The sequence below is a fragment of the Hymenobacter pini genome (assembly GCF_020421205.1).
In the GTDB taxonomy this organism is placed as follows: domain Bacteria; phylum Bacteroidota; class Bacteroidia; order Cytophagales; family Hymenobacteraceae; genus Hymenobacter; species Hymenobacter pini.
The window spans coordinates 171,503-190,319 of record NZ_JAIZZH010000006.1 but is presented as its reverse complement, the minus strand read 5'-3'; the positions used below and the strand labels follow the sequence as shown (position 1 = coordinate 190,319).

The following is an 18,817-nucleotide window of genomic DNA, read 5'->3' as shown; positions in this document are numbered from 1 at the left end:
GTTTTTGCGGTCCGCAGGTTTACTCCAGATTCTCTACCTCCGCCTCCTCATCCGGGTAAGCAGCCAGTAGCTCCGCCGAGTGCCGGGCCACGGCGTCCCAGGAAAACGGCATCCAGAGTCCGGTAGTACAGTTAAATACCTCCGTGGCTTGCCGGTCGGGAAACAGCTTGTAGTCGAATTTGGGGTAGCCATGCACCAGGTAGCCGGGGTAGTAGTAGAACATCTGCTGGCGCTGCGCTACCTGTAGCTTCAGCAGCATCAGGTACTTGCCTAGACTGTGGCGGCGGTACGCCGGGTCGTAGAAGTTCATGATACCGGCCAGGGTGCGCAGGCCACTATCAAAAATACCCGCGGCAATGAGCTGCTCCCCGTCGCGCACTTCCAGCACGCTGGTGGTAAACACGTTGTGCTCGGCCCCACCCAGCAAGAAAGATTCGATGGTAGGCGGCGCGTCGAAGGTAATAGAGGCCCGGTAGCGGGCGTATAACTCCTCATATTCCGCCCGCAGCTCAAATGGCCGAATATGCACTGCAAACTGCTCGTTGAGGCGCAGCAAGCGGCGCTGCTCCGGGCCTAGTTGCACCTGGGGTAGCACCAACCGCAACCAATGCACGGTGTACAACTCCCCATCAACGGGCAGAAACCGGCAGGTAAACAGATCCTGCTGCATGCGGTAATAGCCTTGAGCCAAATAATAGTCCAGTGCGTCGCCCCGCAGAACCGGATGTTGGGAAGGAGTAGCAGACATAACGGAATAGCCGTGGTACAAAGAACGTCATGCTGAGCGAAGTCGAAGCATCTTTACCGCTTCGCCTGTACGATTGAATTAGCCAGAGGTAAAGATGCTTCGACTTCGCTCAGCATGGCGTTTTATTGTTTATCACCTCATTATTCAACAAAAAACGCCCGCTAGAAAGCGGGCGTTTTATCTCTGAACAAGTGTACTCTGTTTAATACCGGCCTAAAACGTGCGCAGCAATAGACAGTCGTCTTCTTTCTTGCGCATGGCAGTCTGGCTGAGCAGGTCTTTATCGGCGTAGCCCAGCAGGTGCAGCACCCCATGAATCATCACGCGGTGCAGCTCGTCGCGGAAGCTGACGCCGTGGATAACGGCATTTTCGCGCACCCGCTCCACCGAAATGAAGATGTCGCCCTCAATGATGTCGGCGTCGTCGGCGTTATCAAAGGTGATGACGTCGGTGTACGTGTCGTGGTCAAGGTACTCCACGTTTACCTTGTGCAGGTATTCATCGGAGCAGAAGATGTAGGTGAGTTGCACGATTTCGTGCTCGTGCACCACGGCTACCCGCTCAATCCAGGAGGTTAAGTCCTGCGCGTCGGCCAGCTCAAACTCCACGTCTTCCACAATGAATTCGATGCCGTGGCTTTCACGGCCGAAATCATCCTCGTCCTCAAACTCGCTGTGCTCGGTAGGCAGGTCGCTCATGCTGGCAAACTGGGGGTAGAATTTAGTGGGCCGAAGCGGTGCCGCTAACGGCGGAAGATTGCTCAGTTTCGGACTCAGAGGCCGAAGGCGTGGGCAGCATAAAGGTGAGCTGCACATGGCGGCCATCCTTCTGGAAGTCCACTTCATCGGCCAGGTGGCGGATGAGGAAGATGCCACGGCCACCGGGGTTTTCGAGGTTTTCGGGGGCCGTAGGATCCGAGAGGTTGGTATAGTCGAAGCCCGCGCCTTCGTCCTCAATTTCAAACTTCACGCGGTCCGGCTCCACGAACAACGACAGGAAGACATTCTTATCCTTGTCGAATTTGTTGCCGTGACGGATAGCGTTGTTTACCGCTTCCGTTACGGCCACCATGATGTTGCCGTAAATGTCATCATCGATGTGGAACGTGTCCTTGGAGTTGTCGATAAAGCTTTCTACGACGCGGATATTTTCAACCAGGGAAGGAATCTGAATTTTGACCTGCTTCATAAAAGGGAAAAGAGAGGAGGGCAGCGGGTAAGGGGGTAAAATTAGCGGAACGCTATTTCATTTTTTGAAAATATTCACTCACCTCCCGCTGGTAGTAGGGCGTGAGGGTAGGCGGCACGCTGCGGAGCAACTCCGTTTGCCGGTTTTGCTGGCGTTTGTATTGCTGAAACGCCGGAGGAAATACCGGAGGACGGGTTTGAGCAGTCTGTGCTTCGCGCTTGTCGTCCTGGTCCCGCTCCCGGGCCGATTTCTCGGCTTCCAGCAAACGGGTCAGGATTTGGCGCTGGCGCATAATGGTTTGCTCCGTCAGCCGCTTGTTTACGAGGTCGGTTTCGGTTTGTTCCATCATTTTTTTCACGTCGCCCAAACCACCGGCTCCGTCCTGGCCTTGGCCATCTTTATTGTTCTGGGGCTTGCCGCCGCCTTTTTGCTGCAGGCGCTCCAATTCCTGCATAGCTTGCCGGAGCATTTGTTGCTGCCCAGCCAGTTTGGCCAGCTCCTCGGAGAGGGCCCGGCCGGTTTTGCCGCTCTGCTGCAGCTGCTGAATTTGCTGGTTGAGCTGCTGCTGCATGCGGCCCATCTGGCCTTCGCCGGCGCTGCTGCCTTTCTTCTTTTTACGGCCCGATTTGCCCCCACCCTGCTGCTGTTGCTGCTGGCTCTCGCGCTGCTGCTGCTGCATTTGCTGGAGGGCATCATTGAGCATCAGGGCCAGGTTGTTCATGCTCGTCATGGCCAGCTGCTGGGAGTTGGTAGCCCGGCCCACGTTGCGCTGCCGAATCTGGTCGAGGCTTTCGTCCATGCGGCCGTTCATCTCGCCCACTTCCCGGGTCACGAAGCTCTTGATCTGGAAAACGCGCTTGGCCAGGGCATACAGGGAATCCTGCACCACACGGGCGTCGTCCTTGAGCTTGCGCTGGGTTTGGCCGAGCTGCACGAAGCGCGGGTCGCTCTGGTCCACCTGGCGGAACTGCTTCATCAGGTTTTCCTGGTCGAAGGAAAGCTTGAGCAGATTTTCCAGAATGTCGCGCAGGTCGTCGATGTTCTGCTGCTGCTGGTCCGATTCCTCCTGGTCCATTTGCTGCTGCATCTTCTGGGCCATCTGCTGCATTTTCTGGGCGGCTTGCTTCTGGCTCTGGCTGGCTTTCTGGTTCTGGTTTTTGCCCAGCTGCTCCTGGCTTTGCTGTTGCTGCTCGTCCACCTGCTGCTGGTCCTGCTTCATCTCGTCGGCCCCATTCTGGCCGTCGAGCTGCTGGTCCAGCTCCTTCATATCCTTGAGGTCCTGCTTTAGCTCGTCAAACTTTTGCTGCTGCTCGGCTTGGTTGGTTTTTAGTTGTTCGTTTTTGGTTTTTTGTTGGTCGTTGGAGAGTTTATTCTCCGGATTGTTCTTATCGTTTTTCTGGGTTTCCTCGGCTAGCTTCTGCTGCTCCTGAGCCAGCTGCTGCAGCTTTTCCAGGGCCTGGTCCTGCTTCTGCTCAAACTGCAGCTGCTTGAACATTTCGAGGGCGCGCTCCAGCTCTTTTTGCAAGGTATTTTCCTTGTTCTCCAGCTGTTGCAGGAGCTTCTGCATGTCGGGCTGGTTCTGGTCCTTCTGCTGTTCCAGGAGCTTCTGCAGCTCCTCGTAGAGCTTCTTGGTCTCGGGGTCCAGCAGAGTTTCCATCAGCTTCTGCAACTCCTTGGCTTTTTCGGCCAGCTGCTCGTTTTTCTGCGGGTCCAGCTGGTTTTGCTGGTCCTGGAGCTGCTCAAACTGCCGCTTCAACTCATCCAGGGCTTGGTCCATCTGCTGCTTCTGGTCGAGCATGTCCTTGAGCTGCTTGCGGTCCTGGAAGTTCAGGTCACGCTTCACCTTCAGCTTATCCTCGGCCTTGGCCAGCTCCCGCTCCATCTTCTTGCTTTGCTGGGCGGCCTGGCTGAGCTGGCTTTGTACGGCCTGGCTCTGGGAGGCCAGCTGCTGGCGCTGTTCGGCGCGGCTGGGCAGGCGGAACTCGGCGGTGCGGCTGCGGCCGGCTTTGGGGCCGTGCACGCCGTCGTTGTCCCAGGCCTGCACGAAATACTCCAGCCGGTCGCCGGGGCGCAGGTTCAGGGGGCGGGTATCCCACTGGTAGGCATAGCTCTGACTGGGGCCATTGCCCAGGGGCAGGGCTTTGGCTTGGTAGGCGGCGTTGGGCCGACCCTTGCTCAGCACGCGGTAGTGCAGCTGCAGGCGCGAGAAGCCGTAGTCGTCGCGGATGGTGCCGCCCAGGGCCAGGTAGCGCTGGGAAGTGGTATCCTGGAAGCTCTCCAACGCCACCTCCGGTGCCTGGTCCGGAATAACGGTTATCTGGTACTCAATCGGGTCCCGGTTGGGGCTCACGGCGTTGCGGAGCTGCACCGAGTAGGGCTGGCTGCGCATCGCCCGGCGGCTGAGCAGGAACAACTCGTCGTCGGGTGTGGCGGTCAGGGTTTCGTCGGGGTTGCGGAATTTGAGCTGGAGCTGGTCGGTGGCTTCGGTCTGGAATTCCCAGCGCAGGTCGGAGCCCTCGGGCACGGTGAGGTTGCCGGTGTTGCGGATGGTTTCGGCGGGCTTGCCCAGGTAGGCCGGGTAGGAAACCCGCACGGCAAAGTCGCGCAGATTAGGCCGCTCCTTCACCTTCAGGTTGTACTCAGCAGACGAGAAACCGGCCGCCGACAACTGAAACGGGATGCTCTGGCGCAGCTGGCGGAAATCGAACCGGAACCGGTTGCCGGACTCACGCACCAAATGGCGCTGCTTGCCCTCGTACTCGATGCTGATTTCGTTGGGCAGGGCCTCGCCTTCTACAGTTACGTTCAGGGTAAAATCTTCGCCCTTGAAAGCCGTGAGCTGCTTGTTCTCCACTACAAACTTGAACGGGGCGGGCCGGCTGTACTTCCGGTCGTAATGCAGAATCCGCTCGGTGCCCTGCACAAACAGGCTGGGATACACCAGCAACAGCAGGACTACCACGCCGGCGGGTATGGCCACGTATTTCCACAGTGGCTTGGTCTGGGCCTGAATATTGATGCCCTGGCTGAACTCCACGCCGCGCAGCTGCCCGGCGCGTTGCTCCAGGCTGGCGGCCAGCAGGGCATTTTCCTGGGCTTGCCCGCGCAGTTGCAGGGCGTTCAGTAGCTTATCCTGCACCTCCGGAAACAACTCCCCTACCCGCTTGGCTGCCTGCTCATCGGAAAGCATGCGGCGCAGGTTGGTGAGGGCCGCCAGAGGCTGCCAAATCCAACGGCCGAAGGCGTAAAGTAAACCGCCCACAAACCCAAACAGCAGCCCAGCCCGCACCCAGGTGGGCAGGTACAGGAAATACTCCAGCAGGTTAAATACCAGAAACAGGCTGAGCACGAGGCCGCCGGCCACCACGAGGCCACGCACCAACAGGCTCAGGTAAAACTTACGCTTAAACGCGTCGAGGCGGGCCAGTACGTCGTCCAGGGCCCGAGTCGTTGCGGGGTCTTTCTCCACTACCATAAGAGTGCCGCCTAATCCGGGCATGGGAAAGATACGGATTTCGGCCCGGCGGCTGCATGTAGGCTACACGCAGAGGCGCGCAAGAGGTTCCCGGGTGGTCGGTTGCCGCGCCTAAAACACCTCCCCCAGGTTAAACGCCAGCCCCCGGGAGCCATCGGCCCCCACCCCGTAATCAACGGACAGGTTGGTGCCAGATACTTTATTGAGGTTGAGGCGCAGGCCCGCGCCTACGGCCGGCACCACCCGCTCGAAGCGGGCCGCCAGCACATCGGGCGTCCGGTACGAATCCTCGGACACGGTTTGGGCATTGCCGAACACCACGCCGCCCAGCAGCCGGTTGCGGGTAATACCGAAGCGGTACTCGGCCTCGGCGTAGAGCAGGTTTTTGCCCCGGAAGCGGCCCTGAATGAATCCCCGACCCAGGTTGCTGTAGGTGTCCCAGCCGGTGCTGGGCAAATCCAGGAAGGGCGGGTCGCCGTGCAAAGTCAGGGCCGAGTACGACCATAGGGCCAGCACATCCTGGGAGTAAGGCGAGAGGCGCAGGTACTTGCGGGCGTCCACCAGCAGCGTCTGGTAGTTGCTGTCGGAGCCCAGCCAGCGGGAGTTGGCGCGGGCCAGCAGGTTCACGTAGCTGCCGCCCTGGGGGTTGATGGCGTTGCCCCGGGTATCGTACAGCACGCTGATAGTAGGCCCTACCGACATCGACCGGCCCGACACGCCCTCGGAGTAGCGCGAAATGCGGTGCAGCTCCCGGGTAGGCGTGCGGCTCACAATATCCCAATGGTAATCGAGCTGGGCACCCAGTCCGGCGTACAAATCGGGGCCGATGTTGCGCAGTACGCTCTGGTAGAAGCGCAGGTAGTTGAAGTCCATCAGCACCGAGCGGTCCAGGGTAGTGTGCATACCCAGGCCGTAGGTGCTTTGCGGGTAGTGCATCACCCGCCAGTCGCCCACCCAGTTGGTGCGGTTGCCGGGGCTCCAGATGGAAGTAGTAGCCGTAAAAATCAGCTGCTTGTTCTGGGTGTAGCTCAGGGCCGAAACCAGGGTGGACATATTCGCCTCGGGCCGCTGAAATGCCACGTTGCCCGAGAGCTGCACCAGGAGGCGGGTTTGCTGGGTGTAGCCCAGGGCCGGAATCACCCACACAAACTTGTGCCCATCACCCAACGACGCCGAGTCGTGGGCCGCCAGTTGGGTTTTGGGAAACAAGGTGCGGTAGAGGTCCACCACGTCCTGCTGGGGTCGGCGGCCCAGGCCAAACAGCTGAATGCCGTGGCGGGGCCGGCCCACGGCGGCCACACTATCGGGGGCGGCGGGCGTTTGAGCCCGGGCCGTGAGGGCCAGGAGTACAGAGGCCAGCAACCCGCCTATTTTCTTTGCTTGTAACACGTTGGGTATCCACTCCGGCACGGTAGAGCTTGCGCGTGCCGATTGATAGAAACTCAAAATTCCGGCAAAAGATTAGCCCGGCGCTACATTTTCGATTAGCCCGGCCATTTTCCCGACCTATAGGCGCAAAAAAGCCCGGCTCCTTGCGGGGCCGGGCTTTTCGCTTTTACCTATTCAGCGTAGGCTATTTAGCCTCGTCCTTGTCTTTCTTGGACTTGCGCTTCTCTTTTTTACCGTCGGCGTCCTTGGTTTTTACCTTCATTTTCTCGGTTTCCATGGGAGGCGTGAGGGTAGACGTGGCAGCCGGAGCAGCCGGGGCAGCAGCGGCTACGCGGTTGCCATCGGCATCCAGCTCCACTACTTCGTAACCCAGCTCCGAGAGGCCGGGGAACGACTTAGCCCGGTCGCCGACTACCACGATGTACATGTTGTCGGCGGGCAGGTATTTCTGGGCAATGCCTTGCACGTCTTCCTTCTTCAGGGCCTTCAGGATGTCGCTCTGCTGCTTCACGTAGGTGGTGGGCAGGTCGTACTCCAACAGGCGGCTCAGGAAGGCGGCTTTCTGCTGGCCGGTTTCGTAGCGCAGGGCGTCGCTCTGGCCCACCGAAGCCTGCAGGAACTGCAGCTCCTCGTCGGTAATGCCGTTGCGGTAGCCCTGAATTTCCTTCATAAACTCCTTCACCGAGGCAGCCGTGGCATCGGCGCGCACGCCGGCCTGGGCGGTGTAGGGGCCCACGTAGCGGGTGCCCTGGAAGCCCGAGCGGGCCCCGTAGGTGTAGCCTTTATCCTCGCGCAGGTTCAGGTTGATGCGGGAGTTGAAGGCCCCGCCCAGCAGATAGTTGCTCAGGTAGGCGCGGTAATAGTCGCCAGTAGCATCGTAGGTGAGCGGGGTGAGGTAGCCAATGCGGATTTCCGACTGGGCCGCCCCGTCCTTGTTCACGAAGTAGATGCGGGTTTTATCGGGCTGGGTGGTAGCCATGCCGGCGGGCAGGCTCACCTGCTTCTGCTGCCAGCCTTTCAGGAAGCCCACTTGGTTGGTTACCGTGGCTTGGTCTACGTCGCCCACGGCTACCAGGTAGCTCACATTGGGGGCGTAGTACTGCTGGTAGAACTGCTTCACGTCGTCGAGCGTGAGGCCGGTTACCGTAGCCGTGGTGCCGCTGCCGGGAGTCTGCATGATGTCGCCGGCACCGTACACGAGGCGGGCAAACGTCTTGTCGGCAATCATTACCGGCTGGGTGTTCTGGTTGGCAATGCCTTCCAGCGTCTGCTTCTTGATGCGGTTGAAGTCGGCCTCATCGAAGCGAGGACGGAGCAGGCGCTCTTCCAGCAGCTTCATGGTGGCGGGCAGGTTTTTGGTCAGGCTCTGCACGTACACCGTGGTGTTGTCGTCGCCGGTGCTTACCCGGATGGCGCTGCCCAGTTTCTCCAGCTCCGAGCTGAACTGCTCGCCGGTGTACTTCTGGGTGCCTTCGTTCATCATGGCTGCCGTGAGCGAGGAAATACCCGCTTTGTTGGGCATAGCCTGCTCCAGGCGGTGGCCGCCCCGGATGGTGAGCAGCATCGTCACGGTCGGAATTTCGGCGTTGCGGGTGCCCATCAGGCGCAGGCCGTTACCCAGGGAAGCCTGCCACACGGCGGGTACCTGCACCACGGGGTTAGCCCCGGCGGCGGGCTGCTTGCTCCGGTCGAAGGTATCAGTGGGCTTCACGTACTTCAGGCCCTCGTAGCCGTAGTCGGGCGCTTTGTAGCCGTCCTTCGATACGGTGAAGTTGTCGGCCTTGGCGGGCTGTACGCTACCATTTTTGGGCACCACGCTCAGCACCACGGCGCCTTTGCCTTTGATGTACGTGTTGTACACCCGGTTTACGTCGGCAGGGGTTACGGCGCGCAGCTCCTTCAGCTCCAGGGGCAGGCGGTTGGGGTTGCCGAAGTACGTTTGGTTAGCGGCCAGCTGGCTTACCTTGCCCTGCACGCTCGAGAGGCCGTTAATCATCTGCGCCTCGGTGCTGGCTTTGTAGCGGGCCACCTGCTCGGCGGTAGCGCCGGTGCGCTCAAACTCCTTCAGGGTGTTGCGCACTTTCAGCTCCAGCGAGTCGAGGCCTTTGCCGGGGAAGGGCAGCGTGACGATGGTGAACTCGCCGGCCAGCTCGGAGGTGCTGTTGTAGGCCTGGGCCTGCACGGCCTGCTGGGTTTTGGTGAGGTTCTTATACAGCAGGGAGTTCTTGCCGCTGCCGATGATTTCGGCCAGCGCATCGAGGGCAAACTCATCGGGGTGGCCGCTGGGTACCGTCGGGAACACCATCTGCAGCATCGGGAAGCGCACGTTGTCCTTGTAGCTCACGTACCGGTCGGCCGTCAGCTTGGGGGCGGGCAGCTTCTGGGCCGCTACGGCGGGGCCTTTGGCAATGGGGCCGAAGTATTTCTCCACCATCTTCACCACCTCGGCCGGCTTCACATCACCACCCACCGTGAGGGTGGCGTTGTTGGGGCCGTACCAGCGCAGGAAGAAGTTCTTGAGGTCGTTTACATCGGAGCGGTCCAGGTCTTCGAGGTAGCCGATGGTGAGCCAGCTGTAGGGGTGGCCGTAGGGATACAGCGTGCGGCTCACGTTTTCGGAAGCCAGGCCGTAGGGGCGGTTGTCGTAGTTCTGGCCCCGCTCGTTTTTCACGGTGGAACGCTGGTTCTCAAACTTGGGCTGGGTTACGGCATCCAGCAGGAAACCCATGCGGTCAGCCTCCAGCCACAGCGCGGTTTCGAGCTGGTTGCTGGGTACGGTTTCGAAGTAGTTGGTCCGGTCCCGGTTGGTACTGCCGTTGAGGGTACCGCCGGCGGCCGACACCGTTTTGAAGTGCTGCTCGTCGGCTACGTGGTCGGAGCCCTGGAACATCATGTGCTCAAAGAAGTGGGCGAAACCCGATTTGCCAATCTGCTCCCGGGCCGAGCCTACGTGGTAGGTCACGTCTACGTGCACCAGCGGGTCGGAGTGGTCTTCAGCTACAATCAGGGTGAGGCCGTTGGGCAGCACGTATTTTTCGTAGGGAATTACCAGCTCGCCGGGTTTACGGGTGATTTTTTCTACCAGACGGGCGCCGCCGGCCGTGGCCGTGGGCGCTTTGGTAACGGTGGCAGGCTTGGTGGTTTTTTGCTGGGCCGCGGCCGGCTGCATCGCCAGCGAAGCACCCAGGCCCAGCAGCAACAGTTGATTGCGGGTCATTGCGGTGGATAAGGAGATACGGAATGAGAAAAATGGAACCGGAAGGTACGCGCCGAAAGGCAATTGCCCCCGGTCGAAGCGGCCGGGTTCCAACCAACCGGAGAGTTTCAACCGTCAAAGCCCGAAAACCAACCGCCAACGGGTGCGGCGCTTGGCCGGGCTTTGTGCGCTATTGACCAGCGCAACCTACGTAGGTTGCACTCAGTGGCTTCATGCTCATTTCATGTCAACAATGAAGCTTCGCTGCATCCACTCGGCCAAAACAAGCGTACCTTTACCTGCCTGTCTTATGTCCGCTCCTCCTGCCCTCGACTATCTGCGCCTCTCCTATCGGCCCGACCTGCAGCTGCTGTTTCTGCGCTGGACGCGGCCGGCTACCTCTGAGGAGCACCGGGAGGGGTATCAAACTGCCTTGGAAATGGCCCAGCAGGAGCAGGCAGGTCGCTGGCTGATTGACCTGCGCAGCCGGGGCCTGGCCGACCCTGTGGACCTGCAGTGGGTGTTGGAGGACTTCCGGGCGGCGTTCAAAGCGGCTCTGCCCGGCACCACGCGCCGCATTGCCTATCTCACCACTCCCTACCACGCCGACATCCTGCGCCCCCGCCTCGCCGAGTTCGACCACGACCCCAGCAACAGCACCCGGCTGCAGGTATTCACCGAAGAACTCCCAGCCCAGCAGTGGCTGCAACACGGATAAAACCAGATCTGATATAAGCAGAAGGCCCCGCCGTACACTCTGGTACGGCGGGGCCTTCTGCTTATGGCGAATTGCCTTACAGGGCTGGGTTGGGCTGGGCCCCAGCATCGTAAGCAGCATTCAGCGGCTGAACATCCTCTTCCAAGGGCAGGTGTATTTGCTCATCATCCGACACACGCAGGGTTAACAAGCCACCGATAATCATTAGCGCCCCGCCCAATACTACAACGTTCAATGGGTCGAGGCTGGGAAACGCCTTCATGATAGCCGGCAGCCCCAGCGAGGCGCATACTTGAGGCGTTACGATGAAGGCGTTGAACACACCCATATAATGGCCCATCTTATGCGAAGGAATGGCTCCGGCCAGCATGGCATAAGGTACCGACAGAATGCTGGTCCAAGCCACACCTACGCCTACCATGCTGATGTACAGCATCCAAGGCTCAGTAATGAATGCTACCGAAATCAGACCCAGACCACCGGCCGTCAGGCACAGCATATGGGTAAGGCGGCGGCTGACTTTGCGGGCAATCAACGGAAGCAATAAGCTAAAAGCAGCTGATACGCCATTGTACATGGCAAACGCATTGCCTACAAAGTTGCCCGCTTCGTTGAACGTCCGTGAGGTAGTGTCGGTGGTATGGTAGACGTGCTTAGCTACTGCCAGCGTCATAAAAATCCACATGCAGAACAACCCAAACCATGTAAAAAACTGCACCGAGGCTAGCTGTTTCATCACCTTGGGCATGTGTAGTACGCCCGTGAAGGTTTCTTTCACACCTTGGGCTAGCGTAACAGACTTCTTCTCCCGTTCAAATGCCTCCATATCCTCCGGTGGATATTCATTAGAGGTCAGTACGGTATACAGCACGCACAGGAAAAACGCCGCTGCTCCCAGGTAATAAGCGTATTTCACGGAGTTGGGCACAATACCAGCCGGAGCCTCATTAGCCACGCCCATTCCGGTGAGCAACGTGGGTAGCAGCGAAGCTACCACCGCGCCAACCCCAATAAAAAAAGACTGCATGGCGAAGCCTGTCGTATGCTGCTCACCCGGCAGCTTGTCGCCCACGAAAGCCCGGAACGGCTCCATGCTGATGTTGATGCTAGCGTCCATAATCCAGAGCATGCCGCCGGCAATCATCAGGGAAGGCGAATTAGGCATAATCAACATAGCCAACGACGCCAGAATAGCCCCGATCAGGAAGAAGGGCCGCCGCCGCCCCCAGCGTGGGCTCCACGTGCGGTCCGACATGTAGCCGATAATAGGCTGTACCAGCAGGCCCGTCAGCGGAGCCGCTACCCACAGAATTGGAATATCATCGGCGTTGGCCCCCAGATTGGAGAAGATGCGGCTGGTATTGGCGTTCTGGAGGGCGAAGCCGAACTGAATACCCATGAAGCCGAAGCTCATGTTCCAGATTTGCCAGAAGCTAAGGCGAGGTTTTCTGCGGGTGCCGGTGGGCGCGGCTGCTACACTGGTGGCCATATGACGGTGTGGGAATTAAGGAGAAGAGGTTAGTGCTTAGTGTTTAGATTGTTATGAAAACAGCCTAAGCACTAAGCACCAACAACTAAGCACTATTTTTTGGGGGTGATTTCGAAGATGTAGGCGCTTTGGGGAGCCAGCGTGAGGTTGAGGGTTTGCACCGGCGAGGCCTGGCTGAGCAGCTCGGAGTAGGTGTAAAACTGCTGGGAGTTGAGGCCCATGAGCTGCATCACATTCTGCGGAATCCGGATGGTGGGCTTATAGGTCTTATCCGGGCTGAAGTTCACCACGATGAGCAGCTTCTGCTTCTCGGTGTAGCGCACGTAGGTGTACAGCTGGCGCTGGTTGTATTGGGCATCCAGGTTGTTGGCGTCCTGCAGCTCGTAGAAACGGCCGCGGCGGATGGCGTCGCTCTGGCTGGTGAGGGTGAGCAGGCGGGCGTAGAAGTCGTGGAGCTGGCGCTGCTCGGGGCTGAGGCGGCCCCCGTCGAACTTGCCGCCGTTCATCCACTTCTGGTGCTCGGGCACGCCCCAATAGTCGAAAATGGTGGTGCGGCCGTCCTCGCCCGAGAAACCTTCCGAGCCGTGAGCCGGCTCGCCCACATCCTGCCCGAAGTACAGCATCACCGGGCCGGTGCCCAGCGTGGCCGAAACCGTCATAGCCGGAATGGCGGCGCGGGGGTTGCCGGCAAAGTCCTTGCTGGCAATGCGCTGCTCGTCGTGGTTTTCCAGGAAGCGCAGCATGTGGCCCGAGAAGCCCCGGCTTTCCTCCCGCCACACGCGGGTAATGTCCTCGGTGGTGCCCTCGCCGCGCATCAGGCGGCGCAGGCCGTCGTAGAGGCCCACCTTGTCGTAGAGGTAATCGAAGTGGCCCTGCTCGATGTACATCTTGTACGTCTTGGCGTCGTAGGCTTCGCCGATGAACACCAGCTGAGGGTTCACTTTTTTCAGCTCCGGAATCACCCAGGCCCAAAACTCCACCGGCACCATCTCGGCCATGTCGCAGCGGAAGCCGTCCACATCCTTCCTGGCCCAGAAGATGAGGATGTCGCGCATCTTCAGCCAGGTATCGGGCGTGGGCGTGAAGTGCTTCTGGCGGCCGTTCTGGTAATCGACGCCGTAGTTGAGCTTGATGGTTTCAAACCAGTCGTCCACCTTGGGCGCTTCCGAAAACACGTCGTTACCGGTGGCCTTGGCCGGGTTTTCCTGGAATTTGCCGTCCTCGCGGGGGCCTTTCAGCGCGCCCAGCGGGTTGTAGCCAGCCGGTACCACAAAGGGCTTGCCGGGCAGGTAGTAGAAGTTGTTGTTGGGCGCAAAGGCCACGTTCTTGTCGTCCTTCTCCCCCAGGTCGGCCACGCCCGCCGGATGGGCATCCGACTTGTAGGTGCGGGCCACGTGGTTGGGCACGAAGTCGATGATGACTTTCAGGCCGTTGTCGTGGGTGCGCTTCACCAGGGCCTCGAACTCCCGCATGCGGTTTTTCACGTCCACGGCCAGGTCGGGGTTCACGTCGTAGTAGTCCTTAATGGCGTAGGGCGAGCCGGCGCGGCCTTTCACCACGTCGGCATCATCCAGGGCAATACCCTGCTTGGTGTAGTCCGTCATGGTGGCGTGCTCAATCACGCCGGTGTACCACACGTGCGAGGCGCCCAGCCTCTTGATGGCCTGCAGGGCCGGGCCGGTAATGTCGTTGAACTTGCCCACGCCGTTCTCCTGGAGCGTGCCGTAGGGCTTGTTCACGGCGGCTTTGTTGCCGAACAGGCGGGTCATCATCTGGTAAATCACCAGCTTATGATCCTGGGGCTGCTCGTCGGTGGTATTGGGGTCCGAAGAATACACGGTTTCGGCCACGGAAGCGGGAGGTTGCAAAGTGAAGGAAGAAAGCCCGAAGGCGGCCAGCCCCAGCGCACAAGCGGCGGCCGGCAGGAAAAGATATTTCATAAAAGTCAGTTACCGGTTGCCAGTTACGAGTTGTCAGGGCAGGTAGCCGGGGGCTGATGAAATGTTTACAAACCGTAATCTACTACCTCTACACCAAGAACTGGCAACGGGCAACGCACAACTGGCAACTGAACAGATTACCACTCCTGCGTCATGGGGTGCAGCATCAGCTCATCGATAACCACGTGGGCGGGCGCTTCCAGCACGTAGCGTACGGCGTGGGCCACATCGGAGGGCTTAAGATGGGTTTTCTCGGCATCCGGATTGCCGGGGCGGGAGTCGTTGAAGTAGGTATCCACCAGGCCGGGGTAGATGGTGCTCACCTTCACGCCGTGGGGTCGCACTTCCTTGCGCAACGAGCTAAGCAGGGCATCCTGGGCGTACTTGCTGGCCCCGTAGGCGGTGCCGTGCTCGAAGGTGCGCTTGCTCACATCGGAGGTGATGCCCACAATGTGGCCGTGGCCCTGGGCCTTGAAATGAGGCACCACGGCCTTACACAGCAGGAAGGTGCCCTTCACGTTCACGTCGAAAATCCGGTCCCACTCGGCGGCATCGAAGTGTTCGAGCAGGTTGAAAGAGCCCACGCCCGCGTTGCACACCAGAATATCGAGCCGCCCGAAATAGCTGAGCGTTTCAGCTACGATGTGGGCCGCGTCTTCCTCGTCGGCTACGTCGGCCGGAATGGCCAGGCCCTGGGTTTTGCTGTTGAGCTCTTCCAGCTCCTCGGCGGTGCGGGCTACGGACACCACTTTGGCGCCCTGCATGGCCAGCAGCAAGGCAATGGCGCGGCCGATGCCGCGGCTGGCACCCGTTACAATGGCAACTTTATCGGTCAGGTCGGTCATCGTTTCATCAGGTTTAAGCTGAAAATAATACCGAATGATACTCAATAAGTACGCCGGGCCGGCAGTGGTTCCCGCCGGCCCGGCCTATTCTTATTTTTTCAGCTCTACCACCCAGGCCGTGCGGCCCGGAACCTTAAAGCTCTTCAGGTCTGACAGCGCCGCGCCGGTCATAATTTCGGTGCCGCCCGTGAAGCCGCTGGTGCGCTCCACGAAGCGGGCCCCGTCCACGGTTTTCTCGTCCTTGTTGCCATTGAGCAGCACCATTACGGCCTGGCCCTGGTCGTTGTAGCGGAAGTAGGCGTACACCCCGTCCTGCGGGATGAACTGCATCAGCTTGCCCGTAGCCAGCACCGGGTGGGCCTTGCGGTACTGGGCTAGCTTGCTCACGTAGTTGAATGCCTCGCCGGCCTGGCCGGTGCGGCCGGCGGCCGTGAAGTAGTTGGTTTTGTCGCCGGCAAAGCCGCCGGGGAAATCCTCGCGCACTTTGCCATCGGGGTTCGAGAAGTTCTTCATTAGCACCTCGGTGCCGTAGTACAGCTGCGGAATGCCGCGCGAGGTGAGCAGCCAGGTAATGCCCAGCTTGTACTTGCCGAAGTCCTCGTCAATCACCGAGTAGAAGCGGCTCATGTCGTGGTTGTCGAGGAAAGTCACGTTGCGGGTGGCATCCTCGTACATCCAGTCGCCCTGCAGGGCATCGTAGAGCTTGCCCATGTTGGGCTGGTCGCCCTTGATGGCATCGTGCAGGGCAAACGTCGACTGGAAATCAAACACCGACTCCAGGTTCGACTTGAAGCCATCTACCGGCTGGAAGATGTTTCGGGCGAAGAACGCCTGCTGGGCCGTGCTGCCCACCCAGGCCTCGCCAAACTTGAACAGGTTCGGAAACTCGTCGTTCAGGGCCTGCCCCCACTGCATCAGAAACGTGGGGTCGGAGTACGGATAGGTATCGATGCGGTAGGCGTCGAGGCCAGTGTACTCCACCCACCACAGGAAGTTCTGAATCAGGTAAGTAGCCACCAGCGGGTTACTCTGATTCACATCGGGCATGGTGGTGTCAAACCAGCCTTTGTTGTATAGTCGCCGGTCCAGGTCGGAGCCGTAAGGGTCGTTGAGGGCCTGCGAGTTGTAGTTACTGCGCGTGAAGTTGGGCCACTGGTTAAACCAGTCTTTGGCGGGCTGGTCGAGGAACAGGTAGTTCTTCGAGCCCATGTGGTTGAGCACCACGTCGTGCACCACTTTCAGGCCATTGGCGTGGGCTTTGTCCACAAACTGCTTGTACTCCTCCAGCGTGCCGTAGCGTCGGTCGGTGTTGTAGTAGTCGGTGAGGGCGTAGCCGTGGTAGCTGGCCTTGGGCATATCGTTTTCCACCACCGGCGTCATCCAGATGGCCGTGGCGCCCAGCTCTTTCACGTAGTCGAAGTGGTTTTCGAGGCCCTTCAGGTCGCCGCCGTGGCGCGAGTACATCGAGTCCCGGGCCACTTTGGGGGCGCGCATGCCGGCAATGTAGTCGTTCTTGGGGTCCCCGTTCGAGAACCGGTCGGGCATCAGGAAGTAGATGAAATCCTGCTGGGTGAGGCCCTGCACTTTCTGCTTGTCGCCGGGGGTGGTGCGCTGGCGCAGCTCGTAGGCGAAAGTGGTTTTCTTGTCCCCTTTGAACTCCAGCTGCAGCTTGCCCGGCTTGGCCGAAGGACTGATGGTGAGATTGAGCAGCAGGTAATTCGGGCTTTCCAGCTTCTGCACGCCGTCCAGGGTCACGCCCTCGTAGGCTTTGAGCGTAGCGGTGCTGCTGGCAATGCCGGGCCCGTGCACCAGCAGTTGCAGCTTGGGGTTTTTCATACCTACCCACCAAAACGTGGGGTCGATACGCTGAATGGCACTGGTTTTGGCGGCCGGGGCAGTGGCCTCAGTAACGGTCAGGGCCGGGGCAGCCAGGGCTGCAGACGAGGTAGTGGCGGCCAGCCAGGAGCCAGCCAGCAGGGGCAGGAATCGGAAGGAATTCATACGTGGGTAGGAAATCAGAAACGGTTCTGCCAAGGTACGCACGCACCCCCCTCCCACGCTACTGTTTTGCCCCGGTAGATTGATGATGTATTGATGGGTTTTTGATGCTGGATTGATGAATTTAACTTGGTAGTTAGTTTGAGCCGGCTAATGGCGTTGCAGCACGACAAATAAGCCACGTATGCTAGCACCAAAAAGCCCCGCCACCTGCAGGGCAGGTAGCGGGGCTAAAAAGGAGGCCCGAATAATAAACTGGCGTACTACTGCAGCTTAGCCAGCCACAACGAGGCGTTCATGTGCAGCTTGGCGTGGCTGGCAATTTCCGTCCAGCCGGGGTACACCGTGTTGCCGGGCGAGCCGGTGCCATCATCAGCCGGCGAGGAGTCGCCGATAACGAAGACGCGGCCACTGCCGAAGGTGCTGCTGGCGCACAGGATGTTGGAGTTGCCCTGGGCCGAAGTGGAGCGCCACACTAGCGGGGTAGCCTGCGAGCCGCTGGTTTTGGTGATGGTAGCCCCGTTGCTGAACTTCAGCTGGGTAACCGCCCCCTGCGAGCCGTTCAGGATGGTGTTAGTGCTGCTGGCCAGTACGTTGGAGCTGGTTTCCACGATGTTGGTCAGGTCGATGCTGAAACCAAAGGGGTTGCTCTGCACCGAGTTGTTGGTCATCAGGTCGTTCCAGATGGCCGGGGAGTCCCAACCGTCGTTGTTGCGGTCCGATACGTCGTGGTCAGAAATCATGAACAGGCCGCCGCCGTTTTTCACGAAGTTCAGGATGGCCGTTTTCTCGGCTGCGGTGAATACCGTGTTGGGTTCGTCAATTACAAACACGTTGTAATTGCTCAAATCCTGGGCGTTGCTGCTGTTGCCGTAGGTGATGGCCGTGCCCACGGGCAGGTTCTCCACCGAGTGGCCCAGCTTCACCAAGGATACGCCCCAGGCCGATACAGCCCCGGTCCAGTAGGTTTCCGAAGTGCTGCTGGTAATGCCCGAAGCGGCTGGCGTGGGGTAGCGTGGCACTACGCCGCCGTCCACGTCCAGCACCCAGTCGGCGTTGCCGGCGGTTTCAGCGTGGGTGGCGTCGAACAGGAATTTTTTGGCCGTGCCGGTGGGTGGCGGCGTGGTGCCGCCACCGTACTGCTCCATCGTCACGTTATCGATGTTGATGCGGTTGGTGCCGCCCGAGGTTTTGCGGATCTGCAGGCGGATGTTGCCGCTCAGGTTCACCGTAAATGAGGCTGTGCTCAGCGTGGAGCTGCTGGTGGTGATGGTGCTGCCCACTTTGGTGTAGCTGCTGCCGCTGTTCTGACTTACCCACAGCTCCCAGGTAGAGCTACCATCGGTACCGTACACGGCGTGCTGCACCGTTACTACGCCCGCGCCGGTGGTGGCGTTGAAGTTCATGGTGAGGGAGCCCACGTTGCGTACCCGAGCCGATTGCGCCCCGGTTTTGGGGTCGGCGGTGGTGTTGCCCAGCAGGGCATCGTCGAGGGTCCAGGAGCCAGAGCCCAACGTAACGGAGCCAGCGGTGTAGGCGGTTTTGGTGCCGGTTTCGAACCCTTCCGGGAAGCCGGCGCTGCTTACATCGGCAGCGGCCGTAGCGCTAGTGGCAGCAACGGGTGAGGGGAGATTATCCTGTTTGGCACAGGACAAGACGGAGAGGCTCAGCAGCGAAGCCGTGAGCCAGCGCAGGGGGTAGCGCATAGGGGAGTGTGGTTGTGGAGGGTGAGAAAAAGGACTGAAAAACCCTTTCAACAAAGGTATCGGGCCTCTGAGTGGTGGAAGGGGCAGGGAATATTAAGGAATTATTATCAAATAGTTAGCTCCG

General features: G+C 59.7%; 12 protein-coding genes. 1 reads left to right on the top strand and 11 read right to left on the bottom strand.

Going from position 1 to position 18,817, the window contains the following annotated elements; all coding sequences use genetic code 11:
* Positions 1 to 19: 19 nt before the first annotated feature.
* The 6 genes from LF252_RS20470 to LF252_RS20445 form a co-directional block, all read right to left on the bottom strand.
* The gene (locus LF252_RS20470) at positions 20 to 748 is read right to left on the bottom strand and encodes a GNAT family N-acetyltransferase (protein WP_226271452.1); all 729 of its coding nucleotides are present in this window, start codon (positions 746 to 748) and stop codon (positions 20 to 22) included.
* A 213-nt stretch (positions 749 to 961) separates the two neighbouring features.
* On the bottom strand, positions 962 to 1,447 hold the full coding sequence (ybeY, locus tag LF252_RS20465) for an rRNA maturation RNase YbeY (RefSeq protein ID WP_226271451.1): 486 nt from the start codon (positions 1,445 to 1,447) through the stop codon (positions 962 to 964).
* Positions 1,448 to 1,469: 22 nt separating this feature from the next.
* On the bottom strand, positions 1,470 to 1,937 hold the full coding sequence (locus LF252_RS20460; RefSeq protein WP_226271450.1) for an ATP-binding protein: 468 nt from the start codon (positions 1,935 to 1,937) through the stop codon (positions 1,470 to 1,472).
* A 52-nt stretch (positions 1,938 to 1,989) separates the two neighbouring features.
* Positions 1,990 to 5,436 carry a DUF4175 family protein gene (locus tag LF252_RS20455; protein ID WP_226271449.1) on the bottom strand — a complete coding sequence of 1,149 codons (3,447 nt, stop codon included), beginning with the start codon at positions 5,434 to 5,436 and terminating at the stop codon, positions 1,990 to 1,992.
* A gap of 87 nt (positions 5,437 to 5,523) precedes the next feature.
* Entirely contained in the window at positions 5,524 to 6,801 is a 1,278-nt protein-coding gene (locus LF252_RS20450; RefSeq protein WP_226271448.1) for a BamA/TamA family outer membrane protein, read from the bottom strand.
* 184 nt (positions 6,802 to 6,985) lie between these two features.
* Positions 6,986 to 10,018 (bottom strand): M16 family metallopeptidase, encoded by a 3,033-nt coding sequence (locus LF252_RS20445; RefSeq protein ID WP_226271447.1) that lies wholly within the window; start codon positions 10,016 to 10,018, stop codon positions 6,986 to 6,988.
* Positions 10,019 to 10,307: 289 nt separating this feature from the next.
* Between LF252_RS20445 and LF252_RS20440 the strand changes: the two genes are divergently transcribed.
* Entirely contained in the window at positions 10,308 to 10,715 is a 408-nt protein-coding gene (locus LF252_RS20440) for a hypothetical protein (RefSeq protein ID WP_226271446.1), read from the top strand.
* Positions 10,716 to 10,791: 76 nt separating this feature from the next.
* Here LF252_RS20440 and LF252_RS20435 read toward each other — a convergent pair whose 3' ends face one another.
* The 5 genes from LF252_RS20435 to LF252_RS20415 form a co-directional block, all read right to left on the bottom strand.
* Entirely contained in the window at positions 10,792 to 12,204 is a 1,413-nt protein-coding gene (locus LF252_RS20435; RefSeq protein WP_226271445.1) for an MFS transporter, read from the bottom strand.
* A gap of 92 nt (positions 12,205 to 12,296) precedes the next feature.
* Positions 12,297 to 14,144 (bottom strand): alpha-amylase family glycosyl hydrolase, encoded by a 1,848-nt coding sequence (locus LF252_RS20430; protein WP_394370414.1) that lies wholly within the window; start codon positions 14,142 to 14,144, stop codon positions 12,297 to 12,299.
* Between the two features lie 137 nt (positions 14,145 to 14,281).
* The gene (locus LF252_RS20425) at positions 14,282 to 14,989 is read right to left on the bottom strand and encodes an SDR family oxidoreductase (RefSeq protein ID WP_226271444.1); all 708 of its coding nucleotides are present in this window, start codon (positions 14,987 to 14,989) and stop codon (positions 14,282 to 14,284) included.
* A 90-nt stretch (positions 14,990 to 15,079) separates the two neighbouring features.
* Positions 15,080 to 16,990 (bottom strand): glycoside hydrolase family 13 protein, encoded by a 1,911-nt coding sequence (locus tag LF252_RS20420; RefSeq protein ID WP_226271443.1) that lies wholly within the window; start codon positions 16,988 to 16,990, stop codon positions 15,080 to 15,082.
* Between the two features lie 260 nt (positions 16,991 to 17,250).
* Positions 17,251 to 18,693, bottom strand: a complete 1,443-nt coding sequence (locus LF252_RS20415; RefSeq protein WP_226271442.1) for a hydrolase — start codon at positions 18,691 to 18,693, stop codon at positions 17,251 to 17,253.
* Between the last annotated feature and the right edge of the window lie 124 nt (positions 18,694 to 18,817).